This is a genomic window from Mesorhizobium sp. M1004 (assembly GCF_040318795.1).
In the GTDB taxonomy this organism is placed as follows: Bacteria; Pseudomonadota; Alphaproteobacteria; order Rhizobiales; family Rhizobiaceae; genus Mesorhizobium.
Genome location: NZ_JAMYNB010000001.1, coordinates 698445 through 715503, shown reverse-complemented (window position 1 = coordinate 715503; position 17059 = coordinate 698445). Strand labels below are relative to the sequence as shown.

Sequence of the window (17059 nt, the reverse complement as noted above, 5' to 3'; positions counted from 1 at the left end):
GCAAATGCATCACGCTCCCGCCCTATCTGCTACCGGGTGTCTCGAAATCCACCTATAGTGAGCCGTACCCGAAAAACGCATCCCCCGGCTCATCGCGTGATCGCGGCCAAAATCCCGCCTTGTTCGCGCGCGATGGAAGGACTGGCTGCCGGGGGGCAATCCGAAGGACAAGACCGTGATCAAGACCGCCCTTGTCGCCATGACCATTGTCGGCTGCGACTGCGACGCCAAGCTTTGCGAATATATCGGCGAGACGCCGGCGAAGTGGGCGACCATCGCCGACTGCGAAGCGGCGATGAAAAGCCAGATGCTGCACCAGAAGAACTTCGACTATCCGCTGGTCTCTGGCATCTGCCGCAGCAAGGGGTCGGCGTCTTCTTCGCAACTGGCGGCGGCCGCATCCCGCCCGGAACTGAAGCCCGCCAGCCGGAATGTCCAAACCCCGTTGCCGCCGGAACTGAGCCATCGGCCGAGCGTTCCCGTCGGCTCCCCGACGACGGCCATGGAGGCAGCAGCGGTACGGCCCGTCGCCTACGAGCAAGTGGTCGATGGCGGAACAGGCGTGCTCTACCGCACCAGGAACGGCTACGCCGTTGTCAAGACAGATCTCGGCCGCGTCGCGTCGGCAACGGTCGGCATTGCCAAGCGGTCCGCGAACTGGCTGGCAGGGCTGGTGCCGAGCGGGTTGTGAGCGGCCTGCCGTTCGGACCATACCACGCTGTCGCACTGCCGTTGAAAACTCCAGATAGATGCATGATGGTGTCAGCATCGACACGCAGGAGCGCCATTTCATGAAGCATGCAGTTCGAACCGTGTTGTCCCTGGTGCTGGCCTTGGCGCCGATTCCGGCCGGTGCGCAGGATTCCGGCCAGGGCGGCGACAAGGTTGTAGGCGTCGCCAGGGACGATCCGGACATGGCGGCGGCCATTGCGCAGGCGCGCGCCAGCCTCGATGAATTCCTGTCCTTGTCGGATGCGCCGCCAGCCGGGACAACCAGCTACAAATTGAAAGTCGAGGTCAGGGACGGAGACGCCTCGGAGCATTTCTGGATCATCCCCTTCCACAAGACCTCGACCGGATTTGCAGGAACATTGGCCAATGAGCCGCAAGCGGTGCACAATGTCGTGGCCGGCCAGGAACTCGAATTCAACCGGGACGATATTTCCGACTGGGGCTACACCAAAAACGGTCGCCAGGTCGGCAGCTTCACCGTCTGCGTGATGTTCAAGACGATGGCGCAAGAAGATGTCGAATATTATCGCCAGAACTACGGCTTCGACTGCTGAGGCGCGGCGACATGAAAGGGGCTGAATATCCCGGCGAAAAATGGAACGTCGTATCGGCGGCCGATGCCGGATGGAACGTCGATCTCCTCGCCGAGGCGAAAGCAGCGGCACGGCAATTTGGTTCGATAGCGTCTGTGGCCATCCATCGCGGATCTGTCGTCGCATCCAGCGGTTCGGCCTCGAAAAAAGTCGTCATCCGCTCGGTCCGCAAAAGCCTGCTGAGCGCTCTAATCGGCATCGAGGTCAAGCGCGGACGCATTCGTCTGGACAACACGCTGGGCGAGCTCGGCATCGATGATGTCGCGCCGTCGTTGAGCGAAGCCGAAAAGCAGGCAACAGTCGGCGATCTCATCAAGGCTCGGTCCGGGATTTACCACCCGGCGCTCGCCGAATCCGAACAGATGAAAGCCGACCGGCCCGTCCGCGGCAGCCACCCCAGGGACAGCCACTGGTATTACAACAATTGGGACTTCAACGCCCTTGGCACCATCTATGAGAGGGCAACCGGCCGCTCCGTTTTTGACGGCTTCCATGCCGACATCGCCGTCCCGCTCGGCATGCAGGATTTTCACCCTGACGACGGCGCGTATTTGCGCGGCCCCGAATCGGAGCACCCCGCCTATCATTTTCGCATGACCGCGCGCGATCTTGCCCGATTCGGCCTTCTGTACCTGCGCAAAGGCAGCTGGCGCGGCACGGAGATCGTGCCGCGGGCGTGGATCGAAGACAGCACAAAGGCTTATTCGATCACTCCAGACGGAAGCGGCTATGGCTACATGTGGTGGACGACCGGCCGTGATGGCGAAGCCCAGTCCGAAGCCACCGTTCTTCGCAATGCGGATTTGCCCAGGGTTCGCTATTTCGCCCATGGCGGTTTCGGTCAGATGATCGGCGTCTTGCCGGCAGCCGAACTGGTAGTCGTCAATCTGGCGGTCAGCCGCTCCAGATCCGCCGAGGAGCAGCGCAGGCTCGGCGATATTGTCCGCCTTGTCGCGAGAGCCGCACCCGGATGAATGGCGGCTTGTTGCAATCGGGAACTGCCTAGCTTGCGGCCGCCTCGCCATCCGTCGCGCCGATCTTGCGCACCAGCGCCGCGGTCGCCAAGATCGCGCCCATATCGGCGATCATCGGGGCGATGTGCTTGGTGTAATCGAGTGGCACGGAAATGGCGGGCAGTTCGAAGAAATTCTTCGGCTGCGGCAAGAGCAGGAAACCATCGCTGCCATTAAGTGCCACCCGCGCCGGATCATCGCGCCATGTCTCGTGCAGCCATTTCAGCGCCTGCGCCAACCGGCCGCTCACCAGCGGCTGCGCGGCGGCGACATTGTCGGTGCGAAATTCGTAGTCGCCGTCGAGCAGCGGATCGCCGCTGGACAGTTCCTGCATCTTGCCGGCGAAGATGCCGCGGAAGAAACCGACCACCGCGTTGCTGCGGCGCGTCGCGACCAATATGCCGGGGAACGGCGCAATGGTCTCGAAGGCGACGACGACGCCCTTGAAGACCGTCGACGAGCCTTTGCCCGAACCTTGGCGCAACTCCGCCTCGTAGAGCTCGAACGGAAAATCCTCGTAGCGGCCTGACACGATGTCGTCGAAGCTCTGCCGGTTGAAGGCGCCGACCACGGCGCGCGGCAGCCGGTCGAAGGAATTCGGCGTCACGCTGTGCTGATAGCGCACATCCCTGATGAAGCCGAAGATGATCGGCAGCAGCGTGTCACGGAACGATTGCTGCAGCCGCGTCGCCGGCCTGATCGCCAGGAAGTACAGCAGCAGCGCCGCGAAGAAACCGCCGACATAGAGGAACACATGCGGCGTCGAGAACCATTGCTCGTTCAAGTCGGCGACCTTGTTGAACAGCCAGGCCACCAGCACGACAAAAACCAGCAGCAGCCCCAGAAACACCGGCACCCGCCAGCGCACCTGGCGGTAGGCCGAAGCCCGTCCAGCCTCATAGATCTCGATATTCTTCCTGATGCCGGCGACCACCGCTTCATCAGGCATGAACTCAGCTGCTTCCATCGCCCCCTCGCAAAGTCCTATTATACCTATGATAACGGGAAAGTTGTCAGTCGCCAAAGATCGCCTTCAGCCTGGCCTGGACCTTGCCCTTCACCCGGCCAGTCAGCGCCTCGACCGGAACCAGCCGCTCATGCCCGCCTGCGCGCAGCCGCATGAAGGGATGCATCCGGTACCCGGCGATCGCACCGCGCATGCCGAGATCTGCGCTGACATCGACGACGAAAATGCCGGCGATGCGGCCGGGCCAGGGCTGCCGCGCCAGCGCCGTGCCGAGGAAGTCGCCAAGCCCGTAAGCCACGAGCGTCTTGCCGACCCATTGCACCGGCTGCACGACATGGGCGTGGTGCCCGGCAATCAGCCCCACGCCGTGACCGGCCAGCAACCTCGCCAGCGTTTGCGTTTGCGGCTGCGGAAAATGCCGGAACTCCCAGTCCCAGTGCGGCACCGCACAGGTGAGATCGATGTTCTTGTCGGCCGCGCCTCTCGGCCATGCCGCCGGATCGCCTTGCATCGAGACAAGCTCGGTGAATGGCCCGGCGTCACCATTGCGCCACAGTGTGAAGGCGGCAAAGCCGATCGTCAGCGGCCCGGCCTTGACCTGCTCGACCGGTCCTTTTTTCGCGGTGCCGATGGTGCGGATTCCAAGCCGCTTCAACGCCGCAACGGTCTCGTCGAAACCGGCGACGCCCTGGTCGAGCACATGGTTGTTGGCCAGCGACAGCACGAGCTTTTCACGCGCGATGCCTACGGCGGCAAGCGCCGCGGCAAGAAACCGCTCGCTCATCGCATGGTGCGTGCCAAGCCGCGTGCCAAACGCCACGCTCGGCCGCTCGACGACCGGACTTTCGCAATTGCCGATCACCAGATCGGCTGAGCCCAAGAGCTTTGCGATTTCCGGATCGCACTCCGGCGCACTACGGTTGGCCACCGCCGAAATATCGCCGACAAAGGCCAGCCGCACCTTCCGCCCCGGCGGCGGATCGATGATCGTCGTCGCCGCCCTCGGTGCAAAATCCCTGACATCGCCGCCGAGAGACGGTTTCAGGAAGCGCGGCAGCCATGACAGTTTGTAGGAAAGCGGATAATTCGACACGCGACGCCCAATCGTTTGCCCAATCGGTTAGCTTGTGTAGACGGTCTGCCCGGGAAGTGTCGACCGTCAGTCCTTGAAACACTGCCGCCGGCAGACACGGCGCCAAATGCGTGTAATGTCTGCGCATCGCATAGTGGAGGGATGAGATGACACGTTTTGCAGGCCTGCTGGCGTCCGCCCTCCTCCTGTTGCTGCTTTTATCTTCGGCCCGCGCCGCCGCGCCCGAAGCGGCAACCGCTTTGTTCGAGGCCAAAACGGTGACGGAGCGCAACGCCGCGCTTACCACGCTCGAGGCTGCAGCCCAGGGCGATCCGGCGTCAGCCTATGCCGCCGGCGCCGGCGAATTCTTCACCGCGCTGGAAATCCTCGCCGGCGGTCTGCACCGCCACGGGTTCGAAAGCCCGCAATCCTTCATGCTGCCGCTGATGCGGCTGCCGATTCCGGACAATCCCGATCCCGAACCGCTGACCTATGAGCAGTTCCGCGCCATTCTGGTCGCCTTCCGCGACCGGCTGGAGACATCCGCGGCCACTCTGGGCTCGGTACCCGCCGATGCCGATATCGGCATGGTCGTCGACCTCACCCATGCCGGCATCGATCTCAACGAAGACGGTGCCATCGCGCCGGATGAAAGCATGGCCGCGATCATGGCCTCGCTGTCGCGCGGCGGTATCTCGTCGGACGGCGCCGCTCCCTCACTCACATTCCGCTTCGACCGGGCCGACGGTTTCTGGCTGCAGGGCTATGCCGAATTCCTGATGGCGCAGGCCGATTTCTGGCTGGCGCATGATTTCAGGACCATGTTCGACGGCTCGTTCCACATGCTGTTCCCGCGCGCCAAACTGCCGCTGCAGGACGTTCTGGTGCCTCCCGCCGGGGACATGGGCAGCAGCATCTTCTCATCGGAATGGCGCATCGCGGATTTCATCTCCATGGTTCACCTCTTCAACTGGCCGGTGGTCGAGCCCGAGCGACGTCAAGCGGCGCGCCGCCATCTGCTCGAAATGATCCGGCTGTCGCGCCAGGACTGGAAGGCGATCCGCGCCGAGACCGACAATGACCGCGAATGGTTGCCGGGACCGCAGCAGAAGGGCGAGAACCCGCTCACCGGGCTCGAAGTCGGCGAGGAGCAGGTCGAGGCCTGGCTCGCCACTCTGACCATGGCCGAAGACCTTTTGGAAGGCCGCAAGCTGCTGCCGCATTTCCGCATCACGGCCAGCACCGGCCAGGGCATCAACATAAAGCGTTTCTTCGAAGAACCGAAGCCTTTCGACCTCGTGCTGTCGATTACCGGCCCGGCCATCGCGCCCTACCTCGAGAGCGGTGAGATCGTGACCAGCGGCGAGTTCGACCAGATCCAGCGTCAGTTCGGTGGCGGTGGGTTTTTGACCTTCGCGCTGTGGTTCAATTGAGCAGGTGGCCCGGCTTTGCGTGACACAGCTCCTGACACCCTTGTGTCAGGAGCTTCGACCCGCTTAGTGTCCCTTGCCACTGCACTCTTTCCATTTTGGCGGACTCTGCCCATATTTGGGGCATGGCCAAACTTCCCGAGAAAAAGACACCGTCTCCGGCGGGTGACAACAGCGCTTCGCCGCCCAAGCGGCGCAGCCCGTTGACCGATTTCCTCGATGCTTCGGAGCCTCTGCACAGAGGCGGCTTCGCCGAGGCGCCGCAGGCCGACTTCACCGGCGCGCCGCTGAGCGGCTCGATTGCCGACTGGGCCGAGCAGATCGAGCAGGAGGCCGAGAAGGAAGGGCGTAGTTCCGGCGGCGCCAAGCCGCCGAAGGTGGCGAAGAAGATTCCGGAACGCTCAACCTCCCCCGGCCGCAGTTCGCGCGGCACCTCGATGGGCGGCGCGGCCACGGCCCGCGAACGCACCGCCGCCGGCCTCAACCCGGTCGCCGGTCTCGACATCTCGCTAGAAGACGCCGAGACCATGGCCTCGGGCAGCGTCACCGCAACGGTCGCGGCGCTGTCGGCACTGATCGAATCCGGCAACCCCTTGCACAAGGACGGCGTGCTGTGGACGCCGCACCGCCCTGCCCGCCCGGAAAAATCCGAAGGCGGCATCGCCATCAAGATGGTGTCGGATTTCGAGCCGGCCGGCGACCAGCCGACCGCCATCAAGGATCTTGTCGAGGGCGTCGACAACAATGACCGCACTCAGGTGCTGCTCGGCGTCACCGGCTCCGGCAAAACCTTCACCATGGCCAAGGTGATCGAGCAGACGCAGCGCCCTGCTTTGATCCTGGCGCCCAACAAAACGCTGGCCGCGCAGCTCTATTCCGAGTTCAAGAAATTCTTCCCCGACAATGCGGTCGAGTATTTCGTCTCCTACTACGACTACTACCAGCCGGAAGCCTACGTTCCGCGCACCGACACCTTCATCGAGAAGGAATCCTCGATCAACGAGCAGATCGACCGGATGCGCCATTCGGCCACGCGTTCGCTGCTCGAGCGCGACGACGTCATCATCGTCGCCTCGGTGTCCTGCATCTACGGTATCGGCTCGGTCGAGACCTACACGGCGATGACCTTCCAGATGCAGATCGGCGACCGGCTCGACCAGCGGGCTCTGCTCGCGGATCTCGTCGCCCAGCAATACAAACGCCAGGACATCAATTTCGTCCGCGGCTCGTTCCGCGTGCGCGGCGACACGATCGAAATCTTCCCGGCTCACCTTGAAGACCGGGCGTGGCGCATCTCGATGTTCGGCGACGAGATCGAGGCGATCACCGAATTCGATCCGCTCACCGGCCAGAAGACCGGCGAGCTGAAGAGCGTCAAGATCTACGCCAACTCGCACTATGTGACGCCGCGTCCAACGCTCAACCAGGCGATCAAGTCGATCAAGGAGGAGCTCAAGCACCGGCTGGTCGAGCTCGAGCGCGCCGGCCGCCTGCTGGAGGCACAGCGGCTCGAACAGCGCTGCCGCTTCGATCTTGAGATGCTGGAAGCCACCGGCTCCTGCGCCGGCATCGAGAACTATTCGCGCTATCTCACGGGACGCCAGCCGGGCGATCCGCCGCCGACTTTGTTCGAATATATCCCCGACAACGCGCTGGTCTTCATCGACGAAAGCCACGTCACCGTGCCGCAGATCGGCGGCATGTATCGTGGCGACTTTCGGCGCAAGGCGACACTGGCGGAGTATGGTTTTCGCCTGCCCTCCTGCATGGATAATCGCCCGTTGCGCTTCGAGGAATGGGACGCCATGCGTCCGCTCTCCGTCGCGGTTTCTGCGACACCCGGCGCCTGGGAGATGGAACAGGCCGGCGGCGTGTTCGCCGAGCAGGTCATCCGCCCGACCGGCCTGATCGATCCGCCGGTCGAAGTCCGCCCGGCGAAAAGCCAGGTCGACGATGTCGTCGGCGAAATCCGCGACACCACGGCCGCCGGCTACCGCACGCTGGTCACCGTTTTGACCAAGCGCATGGCCGAAGACCTGACCGAATATTTGCATGAGCAAGGCGTGCGCGTTCGCTACATGCACTCCGACATCGACACGCTGGAGCGCATCGAGATTCTACGCGATCTCCGCCTCGGCGCTTTCGACGTGCTGGTCGGCATCAACCTGCTGCGCGAAGGCCTCGACATTCCTGAATGCGGTTTCGTCGCCATCCTCGACGCCGACAAGGAGGGCTTCCTGCGCTCCGAGACGTCGCTGATCCAGACCATCGGTCGCGCCGCCCGCAACGTCGACGGCAAGGTCATCCTCTATGCCGACCAGGTCACCGGCTCGATGGAGCGGGCGATGGCCGAGACCAACCGCCGCCGCGAAAAGCAGATGGAATGGAACGCGGCCAACGGCATCACCCCGGAATCGGTGAAGTCGCGCATCTCCGACATTCTGGACTCGGTCTACGAGAAGGACCATGTCCGCGCCGATATCTCGCAGTTCACCGACGGCGCCGGTGCGATGATGGGCAACAATCTCAAGGCTCATCTCGACGCCATGGAAAAGCAGATGCGCGACGCCGCCGCCAATCTCGACTTCGAGAAGGCCGCCCGCATCCGTGACGAGATCAAGCGGCTGCGCGAGATGGAACTGTCCATCTCGGAAGACCCGCTGGCCAAATATGCCGACATGGAAAGCCCGGTTTCGGGCCGCGAGAAGGGCAAGCACAACAAGGGCGTGGCCAAGCACCGTACGGCTGAGGAACAGGAGCGGTTCCGCAAGTTCGATGAGGCACGTGCCGCCGAAGAGGCGGCCAGGGCTGCCCGGTCCAACCTCTTCCGCAAGCCGGCGCTCGACGAAATGGGCGCCGACGGCGCCGTGCCGGTAAAGAAGCCACTGTTCGCCAAGCCCTCGATCGACGACATGGGCCCAGGCACCGACATGCCGACACCGGCCGGAGCGGTATCGCGCTCGCTGTTCAAGAAACAGTCGGCCGAAGAGGCGCACGGCTCCGACTTCGGCATTCCGGGCGATGCCACCAAGCCGCTGTTCAAGAAAAACTCGCTGGACGAGATGACCGTGCGGCGGACCGAAAAGCCGGTCGAAGGAAAATTGCCGGCCAAGCCAAACCCAATCTCCCCCCAAGTGGGGGAGATGTCCGGCAGGACAGAGGGGGGCGCGAAGGATCGCGACGATTCCCCCAAGCCAATCATTCGCCAGCGTGCTGGCATCGGCTCCTACGAGGACCCAGGCGATGCGCGTCGTGATAAGCGGCGGCCGGGGAAGACGGGACGGCCAGGAAAGTAAGCGCCCTTTCCCTTCTCCCCTTGTGGGAGAAGGTGGATCGGCGCGCAGCGCCGAGACGGTTGAGGGGTGTTCCAGCGGAGTGAGACGTTGGTGTTTTCTGGAACACCCCTCGTCCGACCGAGCTTCGCTCGGCCACCTTCTCCCACAAGGGGAGAAGGTAAGAACCGACCCGCTGCACCGTTGGGAATTTTCGACGCCGGCCACTAGAATGCGTGATGATCGTCACGCGCAGACTTCAGGAAGACGAGTTCAAGGCTTGCTTCGCCGAGCCCATGACGAACGTCACCGCCAAGGCAGAGGCTGCCGTGGACATATGGCCGTATGTCGAGGCGCTGGATCTCGATGAGATCGGCCTGCCCTATTTGAACGACGTCCACTATGTCTACCGGGATGCCCAAAACCGGTTCGATCAAGTTCTGATTGGCACCGGCAGGTTCAACGCCCTGCTCGTGATCGTTGTTGATCTTCACAGGAGCGCAGTGTTCGGACATTTCCTGCTGGATCCAAACAGGGAATACGGAGTGAGCGGAGGCCATCTGAGGCCCGTGTGACAGTAGCGGCCGATTGCCAACCGACCCGCCCACTTGCCTCCACCCCCGCCTTTGGTGTAATCGCTCCACACACTCAAAGTTTTGTCTTGAAAGGAGGGCTGCGTGTCTATCGATCACCATCGTCAGCGTGGCCCGATTTCTGCCCTGCGAGTTCGCTTGCAGGGCTGACCAGGGACATCACGGGTTTTTTCCCGTTTCGATTTTTTGGTCTGCCCTTCGTGGTGCGCAAAGCTGAGCCTGACGGCCGGCAAGCACACCGTCAAAGTGCATCCGGAGTTGTCTCCGGCAAGACCAGAGAAATCGCAATGGCCCTGATCAGCCTCAAATCCCTCGGCGTCACCATGAGTGCGCCGCTGTTTTCCAATCTCGACCTCACCATGGGCGCCGGCGACCGGCTCGGCATCGTCGCCGCCAATGGCCGCGGCAAGTCGACCTTGCTTAAATGCCTGACCGGCGCGCTGGAGCCGACCTCGGGCGACATTTCTCGCACGCGCGGCCTGCGTGTCGGCCATGTCGAGCAGTCGGTTCCGCCAGCCCTTCTCAGCCGCAGCTTCCATCAGGTGGTGGCCGATGCCTTGCCGGCCGAGCAGGCCGACAGCGAGATGTGGCGCGTCGACGTGGTGCTGGATTCGCTCGACGTGCCCGAGCCGATGCGCGAACGGCCGCTGCAGGCGCTGAGCGGCGGATGGCAGCGGCTGGCGCTGATCGCCCGCGTCTGGGTCACCGATCCGGATGTGCTTTTGCTCGACGAGCCGACCAATCATCTCGACCTCGCTAAGATCAGCCAGCTGGAAAGCTGGCTGAACGCCCTGCCGCGCGAAGTGCCGGTGGTCATCGCCAGTCACGACCGCGCCTTTCTCGACGCCGTCACCAACCGCACGCTGTTCTTGCGCCCGGAGGACTCGCCGGTGTTTGCACTGCCCTATTCCAGGGCGCGGCAGGCCCTGGACGAATTGGACGCCTCGACGGCGCGCCGGTTCGAGCGCGACATGAAGGTGGCGCAGCAACTGCGCAAGCAGGCCGCCAAGCTCAACAACATCGGCATCAATTCCGGCAGCGACCTTTTGACGGTGAAGACCAAGCAACTCAGGGAACGGGCGGAGAAGCTGGAAGACGCCGCGGTATCGGCGCATCGCGAGAAATCGGCCGGCGCGATCCGGCTGGCCAACCGCGGCACCCATGCCAAGGTGCTGATTACGCTGGATGACGCCGCAGTGGAAACGCCGGACGGCACGCTGCTGTTCAAGACCGGCAAGCGCCACATCTGCCAGGGCGACCGCATCGTGCTGCTCGGCCGCAACGGCGTCGGCAAGTCGCGTTTCGTCGATCTGATCCGCAACGCCATCGCCGAGCCGGACACGGTGCCGAACGTCAAGGTGACGCCGTCGACGGTGCTTGGCTACAGCGACCAGGCGCTGGCCGGCATCAGTGGCGACGACACGCCGCTGGCCCTGGTCTCGCACCGCTACGATGTCGGCGAGCAACGCGCCCGCTCGCTGCTTGCCGGCGCCGGCGTTGTCATTGAGATGCAGGAGAAGAAGATCGGCGTGCTGTCCGGCGGCCAGAAGGCGCGGCTGATGATGCTGGCGCTGAGACTCGCCAACCCCAACTTCTACCTGCTCGACGAGCCGACCAACCATCTCGACATCGACGGCCAGGAAGCGCTGGAGGAGGAACTGCTCAAGCACCAGGCGAGCTGTGTGCTCGCCTCGCACGACCGTTCCTTCATCCGCGCCATCGGCAACCGCTTCTGGCTGATCGACAAGCGGAAGCTGACCGAAGTCGAAGACCCCGAGGATTTCTTCCGCTCAGTGGCTGAAACGGCGGGCTGAGGAACTACCACCATGGGCCGCACTGTGTTGCGGCCCATGGTTTCACATCTCCCAGAATATTTTCAGCGCTCTGTCGGATCGCCTGAACCTGCTGCGTCCTTGGGATGCCGACACGATGATGCCGGCTTCATCTGAGGAGAACGCATCATGTCCATCCTGTCATCCATAGGCCGCGTCGCCGCCCGTTACGCACAGAACCGCGCCCGCTATCGCAGCGAGCGCGAGCTTCTGGCCCTGCCGATCGAACTGCGCAAGGATATCGGCTGGCCGGAAATCCTCATCGACGCGCAAAACGGCCCGCGGATCTGCAGGGCGCCCTGACCATGCGGTCGGGAAAGATCGATGCAGGCCGCCGCGGGGCGACCGTTGCTCAGTCATGCGTATCGCCCGACAGCGGCGTCGCCTGCATCGATCGACGCTTTTCGAACGCCTCGAACCAGCGCGTCAGCCGCGCCCGCGCGCGAAAGGACGGCAGCTGGCGGAACGCCATCCAGGACAGCGTGGTGGCAAGCGCTATATGGCCGACATGGAGCGGTGTCTCGTCGTCCAGCGCGCTTTCGATCCAGTCATAGCTGGCCTCGATTTTTTCCCGGTAGCCTTCGGCAAGCGCTGCATAGCGCAACTGTTCGGGCCGCCTTTCCGTCTCCCAGCGCAGGCCTATGCCCGTCTGCGCCAGGCCTTGGGCGACCGCCTGCAACCGCAACGCCTGCCAGCGCGCTTCGCCGTCCTGCGGCAGCAATTTGCGGCCGTCATGCAGCGTATCGAGATAGGCGCAGTTGACATCGGAATCGAAGAGCGGCGGCGCATCCGGCCGCAGCAGCACCGGCACCTTGCCGAGCGGGTTTTCGGCGTAGACACTGGCATTGCGCAAGGTCGGGCTGGTCTCGTGATGAATGACCTCGAGCCGGTCGGCAAGCCCGACCTCATGGGCGAAGACGAGCGCTTTGCGCGCAAAGGGCGAATGGGTCTGGTAATAGAGGATCATTGTCGTCTCAGCGGGGTTAAAGGAGCAGTCCCCTTTCTAGCCTGCTGACAGCGAGCATTGCGCTCTGATTGGGCGCCGCCGACGCAAGTTCGTTTCGCCAGAAAATCGCATCAGACATGTAGGATCGCGGCCGGCTCGTTCGTCCTAGGGTTCGCAAGGCCAAACCAAATGCCCAGACCAAACCCAAAGAGGAACAAGACATGACCGACCAGACCCCCATTCAGCCGGCCGCGAAAGTTCTCGGTGGATTGACCCCCTATCTGCAGCTGGACGGCGCCTTCAAGGCCGCCGAATTCTACAAGAAGGCTTTCGGCGCCGAACAGGTGTTCTTCTATCCGCCCGATGAGCAGGGCCGCACGATGCACATCCATCTCCACATCAACGGCTCGACGCTGATGATTTCCGATTTCTACCCCGAAAACGGCATGCCTGCCGTCAAGCCGCAGGGCTATACCATGCAGCTCCATCTCGGCGCCGACGAGATCGATGGCTGGTGGAAGCGCGCGGTCGGTGCCGGCTGCGAAGTCGCAGTGCCGCTGCAGCTGATGTTCTGGGGCGACCAGTGGGGCAACATGCGCGACCCCTTCGGGGTCGAATGGGCGATGAACGCGCCGGCGAAGAAAGACTGACCACCGCTGACAAAGCTCCTCACCGGCTGACGCCGGTAAGGAGCTTTGTGAGATACTCCAAGGAGAACCTCATGTCCTATGTCGATGGTTTCGTGCTCGCCGTGCCGAAGGCAAATATCGATGACTACAAGAAGCTGGCCAACCTCGCAGGCCCGATATGGAAGGAACACGGAGCGCTCGCCTACCTCGAATGTACCGCCGACGACGTGCCCTATGGCGAGTTGACCTCGTTTCCGCGTGCCGTTCAGGCAAAAGACGACGAGATCGTCGTCTTCGCCTGGGCCGTCTATTCGTCCAGGCAAAGCCGCGACGCGGTAATGGCCAAGGTTATGGCCGATCCGCGTTTGACGCCCGATTCGGGGCCCATGCCCTTCGATATGAAGCGCATGATCTTCGGCGGCTTCCAGCCCTTCATCGAGCTTTAGCCGCTGCTCAGGCCAGCTTGTCCAGCAGCGGCTTCAACCTGTCGCCATAGCGCTTCCAGAGATCGACCGAGCCCTGATACATCGGCTGGCGCACCTGCGCGGCCGAGGCCGTGCGCACCGGGCGGTCGGTCTCGTGGAACGACAGCGCCTTGTCGTCCCAGGACAGGCCGAGATGCCCGATCAGCGCCCGCGTCTGTCCCTCCTGGTCGGCCACGAAATCCTCGTAACGCACGTCATGGACGACGCCCGGCAGAACATCGTGCCAATGCGCCATGATGTCGGTGTAGATGTTGTGGAAATCGGCGAGCTCGCCCAGATCATAGCCGTAGCGGTGGTTGTCGCCGCGGAAATGCACCTTGTAGATCGAAAGGCAGGTCGCCGCCGCATCGCGCGCGCAATGGATGATCTTGGCTTTCGGCAGCATCATATGGATGAAGCCGATGAGCAGGAAGTTGCCGGGCATCTTGTCGGTGACATGCCTGAAGTTGGGATAGCGCTCATGCAGCATGTCGAGATAGGCTTGGCCCGCCTCCGCAAACTCCGCGTCGGATACATCGACCAGTCCCCAGGGGAAACCTCCCGGCATGGTCAGCGGAAATTGCTTGCCGACCGCGGTTTTCAACATGCTGAGCTCGCCCGCGCCATAGACTTGTGGATGGCTGGCGATGATCTGTTCGACCAGCGTGGTGCCGGAGCGCGGCATGCCGACGACGAAAATCGGCGTGTCGTCGGAGATTGCACTTGGCTTGTGCTTTTCGAAAAAGCCGGCGTTGAACACCGTCTTCATCGCCTCGAATTCGGCCCGCGTCCTGACCGGATCATAATCGATGCCCTTGCGGCGGATCGCATTGCCTTCAGCGAAATAGTCGAAGGCCCTGTTGTAGTCCTTCAAATCGTCATTGGCCTTGCCGAGACCGAAGGACAGCTGCATGCGCGCCAGGCTGTCGGCCGGCGCCTTGGCATGCTGGGCCTCCATGCCGGCGAGTTCGGCGTCGCGCTCCTTCTGGCGCTTGACCTGCGTCAGCATCAGCCAGGCTTTTGCCATGCCTGGCGTGATCGCCAGCGCCTGCCGGAACAGGTCGGCCGCCTCATCGAGCTTGCCTTTTTCCATCAGCCCGACGCCGAGCCCGTGCAACAGGTCGGCATCCCTGGGCCGGATCGTCAGCGCCTCGCGAAAGGTCGCCAGCGCCTCGTCCAGACGACCGGCTTCCTGCAACGTTTCGGCAAGCCCGATGCGGGCGCGGACATGGAAGGGATTGCCCCCGATTGTGCCGCGATAGATGTCCTCCGCAGCCTCGAACTGGCCGAGCTGTTTCAACGCCGAACCCAGATTGTCGCGTGCCGCGAGCTGGTCGGGCTTGAGATCGACCGCGCCGCGGAAGAAATCGGCGGACGCGGCAACGCGGCCGAGATCGCGCATCACCGTGCCGAGATTGTTGAGGAAATCGGGATTCTTCGGCTGCAGACGCACAGACTGCTCGATCAGCTCCAGCCCTTCGGGGTTGCGCCCGGTCTGGTGCAGCAACAGGCCCAGGAAATGCGCCGCTGCCGGGTGATTGGCCTTGCGCGCCAGCACCTGCCGGTACAGCGTCTCGGCCTCCTGCCGGCGCCCGGCCTGATGCAGCTGCAGCGCCTGCTGCACATATTGGTCGAGGCCCAGCGGCGCCTGTCCGCCAGCTCCAGCACCCGCCGCTCTTCTCTGATCTCTGTTGATGGGAAACCTGCCGTGTTTTGTCCGCTTGCCGCGATCTAGGCCATCGGCGCTGCAGGTTCAAGGGAAGAGTGGGCTCGCCAAGGGCGCGGACCTCTTCGAAACTCTAGAGGAATTCCAGCAAAATGTAGCGTTCAAATCAGCCGGTGGCTCTCGGCGAGCCGGCGCTCCCGCCGTAGCGTGCCGTCGGTGTCGGCAATCTTGCGCCGTGCCGCTTCGTCGCTTCTTATCGTCAGGCGCACTGATATTGCCTTGGGGAAGAGGACGATTGGCTCGATTGTTGCGGTCGGACGATCCGGCGTTTTCATGAATCTCATATATTTTTTCCTTTCGTAAAAAATAATCTTAGGGGCACCGGAATAATTATTCCGATGTTCTCTAAATAAGAAATTGGCTGATATTGTTCCACGATAGCAGATTTATTAGGGGTTTATACGAGAAAATTTTTATACCGGTCGAGCCGTGGCGGAAATCAGCTTGAATAACCAACAATTTCGGATTATTGATCTGAGATCGTTTTTTGGGTCAAGCTTGGCATATAGCGGCGTCGGAGATACTCGACCCGCCAAACTCATTCCAATCGCCGATGGTTGAATTCCCGGTTGATGCCGGAATGCATCGACGAACCAGAGCCAAGCCAATGCCGGATCGCACCACCCGTTCCATCGCCCATTTCGCGGCACCCTTCGTGCTTGGCGGGCTGGAAGGGCAACTGCCGGCCGGCGACTATGACATCGATCACGACGAAGAGCTGATCGAGGGCATGTCGCGGCTTGCCTGGCGTCGCGTCGCCACCTTCATCCATTTGCCGGCAAGGGCGGTGAAGAACCCGGCCACCAGCCAGCTTGTCGCCATCGACTACCTCGAACTCGAAACAGCGCTGAGGCGCGACCAGGAGAACGCAGCATGATCCGCTTCCAGCAGAATGCGCGTCCGCGCACCGACACGCCCTCGCACCTCTTCGCCATCGGCCAGACCGTGCGCATGAAGAGCCGCAGCGGGCTCGCCCAGAAGACCGCCGAGCTGTTTCAGATCAAGAGCAGATTGCCGGTCAAGGATGGCTCGCCGCAATATCGCATCCGCAGCGAGGAGGAGACCTATGAGCGGGTCACCACGGAAGACAACCTCGAAGTAGCGGACGCCCCGGCTGTCCCCGACAGCCCGGCCGTCTGACACCGCACCCACCCAGCACGTACGAAGGAGCAGACAGATGGCCAAGGGTCAGCAGCGCAGCAATCGCGAAACGCGCAAGCCCAGGAAAGACAAGGTGGTGGCCAAGGCCGCCTCCCCGTTCGGTTCCTCGGTCAAGCAAGCCGAGAGCAGCCTGAAGCCGAAGTCGAAGGGCTGACCAGCCAGGGGCGCGCCTGGCGCCTGCCGGCAATGGACTGACGATCTCGGACTGACGATCTCGCGCAAAACTCTGCAACGGAGGCGTGCTTGACGTTCTTCATCGAGCCGCTCGCGCGACGCCGACGAAGCCACGCTCGACAAGGTATCGCTGGACGCGCCGAACCTGCGCGCCGCCCTGCAGGGCGCCACCGCGCTGTTCCACAGCCTCGCCATGCCACAGATCCCCGACCGTCTGCGCATTTGCGACGAGGACGGCGCAGAGCTTTATGCCGGCCCGGCCGACGGGGCGTATTCGGCGTAGGCAACCACTCCGATCCGCGACCTTGCCTTCTCCCTTGGGGGTGAGAAGCGGTCCGCGCAGCAGACGAAAAGCCGATTGTTGGCTTTTCGAGTTTCGAACGCCCTGAGCCTGCGAAGGACCAAGGGGGGTCCGGTCCACCCGCCCGGTCCCCGCTGCTTCGCAGGGTCCCGGC

At 62.9% G+C, this 17059-nt stretch carries 18 protein-coding genes; 13 read left to right on the top strand and 5 right to left on the bottom strand.

Translation table 11 applies throughout. From position 1 onward, the window contains the following. Positions 1 to 175 precede the first annotated feature (175 nt). The 3 genes from NKH54_RS03485 (at position 176) to NKH54_RS03475 (ending at position 2299) form a co-directional block, all read left to right on the top strand. Positions 176 to 691, top strand: coding sequence for a hypothetical protein (locus tag NKH54_RS03485; RefSeq protein WP_023672002.1), 516 nt, complete (start codon positions 176 to 178; stop codon positions 689 to 691). A 100-nt stretch (positions 692 to 791) separates the two neighbouring features. Continuing rightward, positions 792 to 1286: a YegJ family protein gene (locus NKH54_RS03480; protein ID WP_023741084.1), complete on the top strand. Its 495-nt coding sequence runs from the start codon at positions 792 to 794 to the stop codon at positions 1284 to 1286. Between the two features lie 11 nt (positions 1287 to 1297). Beyond that, entirely contained in the window at positions 1298 to 2299 is a 1002-nt protein-coding gene (locus tag NKH54_RS03475; protein WP_023691556.1) for a serine hydrolase domain-containing protein, read from the top strand. Positions 2300 to 2327: 28 nt separating this feature from the next. Here the strand turns inward: NKH54_RS03475 and NKH54_RS03470 are convergent, their stop codons facing one another. Together NKH54_RS03470 and NKH54_RS03465 are read right to left on the bottom strand one after the other, a co-directional pair. Then, the gene (locus NKH54_RS03470; protein ID WP_352757669.1) at positions 2328 to 3305 is read right to left on the bottom strand and encodes a hypothetical protein; all 978 of its coding nucleotides are present in this window, start codon (positions 3303 to 3305) and stop codon (positions 2328 to 2330) included. 46 nt (positions 3306 to 3351) lie between these two features. Continuing rightward, positions 3352 to 4398 (bottom strand): CapA family protein, encoded by a 1047-nt coding sequence (locus NKH54_RS03465; protein WP_023751231.1) that lies wholly within the window; start codon positions 4396 to 4398, stop codon positions 3352 to 3354. 146 nt (positions 4399 to 4544) lie between these two features. Here NKH54_RS03465 and NKH54_RS03460 point away from each other — a divergent pair, with 146 nt between their 5' ends. The 5 genes from NKH54_RS03460 (at position 4545) to NKH54_RS03440 (ending at position 11807) form a co-directional block, all read left to right on the top strand. Beyond that, on the top strand, positions 4545 to 5810 hold the full coding sequence (locus NKH54_RS03460) for a hypothetical protein (RefSeq protein WP_353027712.1): 1266 nt from the start codon (positions 4545 to 4547) through the stop codon (positions 5808 to 5810). Between the two features lie 122 nt (positions 5811 to 5932). Beyond that, complete coding sequence (gene uvrB, locus NKH54_RS03455) at positions 5933 to 9103, top strand: excinuclease ABC subunit UvrB (RefSeq protein WP_353027711.1); 3171 nt, start codon at positions 5933 to 5935, stop codon at positions 9101 to 9103. Positions 9104 to 9318: 215 nt separating this feature from the next. Continuing rightward, positions 9319 to 9654, top strand: a complete 336-nt coding sequence (locus tag NKH54_RS03450; protein ID WP_023728225.1) for a hypothetical protein — start codon at positions 9319 to 9321, stop codon at positions 9652 to 9654. A gap of 305 nt (positions 9655 to 9959) precedes the next feature. Further along, positions 9960 to 11486 (top strand): ABC-F family ATP-binding cassette domain-containing protein, encoded by a 1527-nt coding sequence (locus tag NKH54_RS03445; RefSeq protein ID WP_353027710.1) that lies wholly within the window; start codon positions 9960 to 9962, stop codon positions 11484 to 11486. A gap of 147 nt (positions 11487 to 11633) precedes the next feature. Continuing rightward, positions 11634 to 11807: a hypothetical protein gene (locus NKH54_RS03440; protein ID WP_023672009.1), complete on the top strand. Its 174-nt coding sequence runs from the start codon at positions 11634 to 11636 to the stop codon at positions 11805 to 11807. 49 nt (positions 11808 to 11856) lie between these two features. On the opposite strand, the gene NKH54_RS03435 is transcribed toward NKH54_RS03440, so the two are convergent. Next, positions 11857 to 12471: a glutathione S-transferase family protein gene (locus NKH54_RS03435; RefSeq protein WP_353027709.1), complete on the bottom strand. Its 615-nt coding sequence runs from the start codon at positions 12469 to 12471 to the stop codon at positions 11857 to 11859. 200 nt (positions 12472 to 12671) lie between these two features. On the opposite strand from NKH54_RS03435, the gene NKH54_RS03430 reads away from it, so the two are divergent. Next, positions 12672 to 13100, top strand: coding sequence for a VOC family protein (locus NKH54_RS03430; protein ID WP_023691563.1), 429 nt, complete (start codon positions 12672 to 12674; stop codon positions 13098 to 13100). Positions 13101 to 13171: 71 nt separating this feature from the next. Next, positions 13172 to 13525: a DUF1428 domain-containing protein gene (locus tag NKH54_RS03425; protein WP_023711158.1), complete on the top strand. Its 354-nt coding sequence runs from the start codon at positions 13172 to 13174 to the stop codon at positions 13523 to 13525. A gap of 7 nt (positions 13526 to 13532) precedes the next feature. On the opposite strand, the gene NKH54_RS03420 is transcribed toward NKH54_RS03425, so the two are convergent. Together NKH54_RS03420 and NKH54_RS03415 are read right to left on the bottom strand one after the other, a co-directional pair. Continuing rightward, complete coding sequence (locus NKH54_RS03420) at positions 13533 to 15167, bottom strand: tetratricopeptide repeat-containing sulfotransferase family protein (protein WP_352594797.1); 1635 nt, start codon at positions 15165 to 15167, stop codon at positions 13533 to 13535. Between the two features lie 203 nt (positions 15168 to 15370). Then, positions 15371 to 15553 (bottom strand): hypothetical protein, encoded by a 183-nt coding sequence (locus NKH54_RS03415; RefSeq protein ID WP_023728228.1) that lies wholly within the window; start codon positions 15551 to 15553, stop codon positions 15371 to 15373. Positions 15554 to 15876: 323 nt separating this feature from the next. Here NKH54_RS03415 and NKH54_RS03410 point away from each other — a divergent pair, with 323 nt between their 5' ends. Genes NKH54_RS03410 through NKH54_RS03400 form a run of 3 tightly spaced genes read left to right on the top strand, consistent with a single transcriptional unit; the run spans position 15877 to position 16584 of the window. Further along, entirely contained in the window at positions 15877 to 16146 is a 270-nt protein-coding gene (locus NKH54_RS03410) for a hypothetical protein (RefSeq protein ID WP_023672014.1), read from the top strand. After that, positions 16143 to 16409, top strand: a complete 267-nt coding sequence (locus tag NKH54_RS03405; RefSeq protein WP_023695785.1) for a hypothetical protein — start codon at positions 16143 to 16145, stop codon at positions 16407 to 16409. Before NKH54_RS03410 ends, NKH54_RS03405 begins: the two co-directional genes overlap by 4 nt. Before the next feature lie 37 nt (positions 16410 to 16446). Next, positions 16447 to 16584 carry a hypothetical protein gene (locus NKH54_RS03400; RefSeq protein ID WP_023695786.1) on the top strand — a complete coding sequence of 46 codons (138 nt, stop codon included), beginning with the start codon at positions 16447 to 16449 and terminating at the stop codon, positions 16582 to 16584. The last annotated feature ends 475 nt before the right edge of the window (positions 16585 to 17059 follow it).

Bases quoted from the DNA above. Each gene is read 5' to 3' on its own strand.
- NKH54_RS03410 (WP_023672014.1), top strand. From the start codon at position 15,877: ATGCCGGATCGCACCACCCGTTCCATCGCCCATTTCGCGGCACCCTTC.
- NKH54_RS03435 (WP_353027709.1), bottom strand. From the start codon at position 12,471: ATGATCCTCTATTACCAGACCCATTCGCCCTTTGCGCGCAAAGCGCTC.
- NKH54_RS03440 (WP_023672009.1), top strand. From the start codon at position 11,634: ATGTCCATCCTGTCATCCATAGGCCGCGTCGCCGCCCGTTACGCACAG.
- NKH54_RS03425 (WP_023711158.1), top strand. From the start codon at position 13,172: ATGTCCTATGTCGATGGTTTCGTGCTCGCCGTGCCGAAGGCAAATATC.
- NKH54_RS03415 (WP_023728228.1), bottom strand. From the start codon at position 15,553: ATGAGATTCATGAAAACGCCGGATCGTCCGACCGCAACAATCGAGCCA.
- NKH54_RS03480 (WP_023741084.1), top strand. From the start codon at position 792: ATGAAGCATGCAGTTCGAACCGTGTTGTCCCTGGTGCTGGCCTTGGCG.
- NKH54_RS03430 (WP_023691563.1), top strand. From the start codon at position 12,672: ATGACCGACCAGACCCCCATTCAGCCGGCCGCGAAAGTTCTCGGTGGA.
- NKH54_RS03475 (WP_023691556.1), top strand. From the start codon at position 1,298: ATGAAAGGGGCTGAATATCCCGGCGAAAAATGGAACGTCGTATCGGCG.
- uvrB (WP_353027711.1), top strand. From the start codon at position 5,933: ATGGCCAAACTTCCCGAGAAAAAGACACCGTCTCCGGCGGGTGACAAC.
- NKH54_RS03470 (WP_352757669.1), bottom strand. From the start codon at position 3,305: ATGGAAGCAGCTGAGTTCATGCCTGATGAAGCGGTGGTCGCCGGCATC.
- NKH54_RS03400 (WP_023695786.1), top strand. From the start codon at position 16,447: ATGGCCAAGGGTCAGCAGCGCAGCAATCGCGAAACGCGCAAGCCCAGG.
- NKH54_RS03450 (WP_023728225.1), top strand. From the start codon at position 9,319: ATGATCGTCACGCGCAGACTTCAGGAAGACGAGTTCAAGGCTTGCTTC.
- NKH54_RS03405 (WP_023695785.1), top strand. From the start codon at position 16,143: ATGATCCGCTTCCAGCAGAATGCGCGTCCGCGCACCGACACGCCCTCG.
- NKH54_RS03460 (WP_353027712.1), top strand. From the start codon at position 4,545: ATGACACGTTTTGCAGGCCTGCTGGCGTCCGCCCTCCTCCTGTTGCTG.
- NKH54_RS03445 (WP_353027710.1), top strand. From the start codon at position 9,960: ATGGCCCTGATCAGCCTCAAATCCCTCGGCGTCACCATGAGTGCGCCG.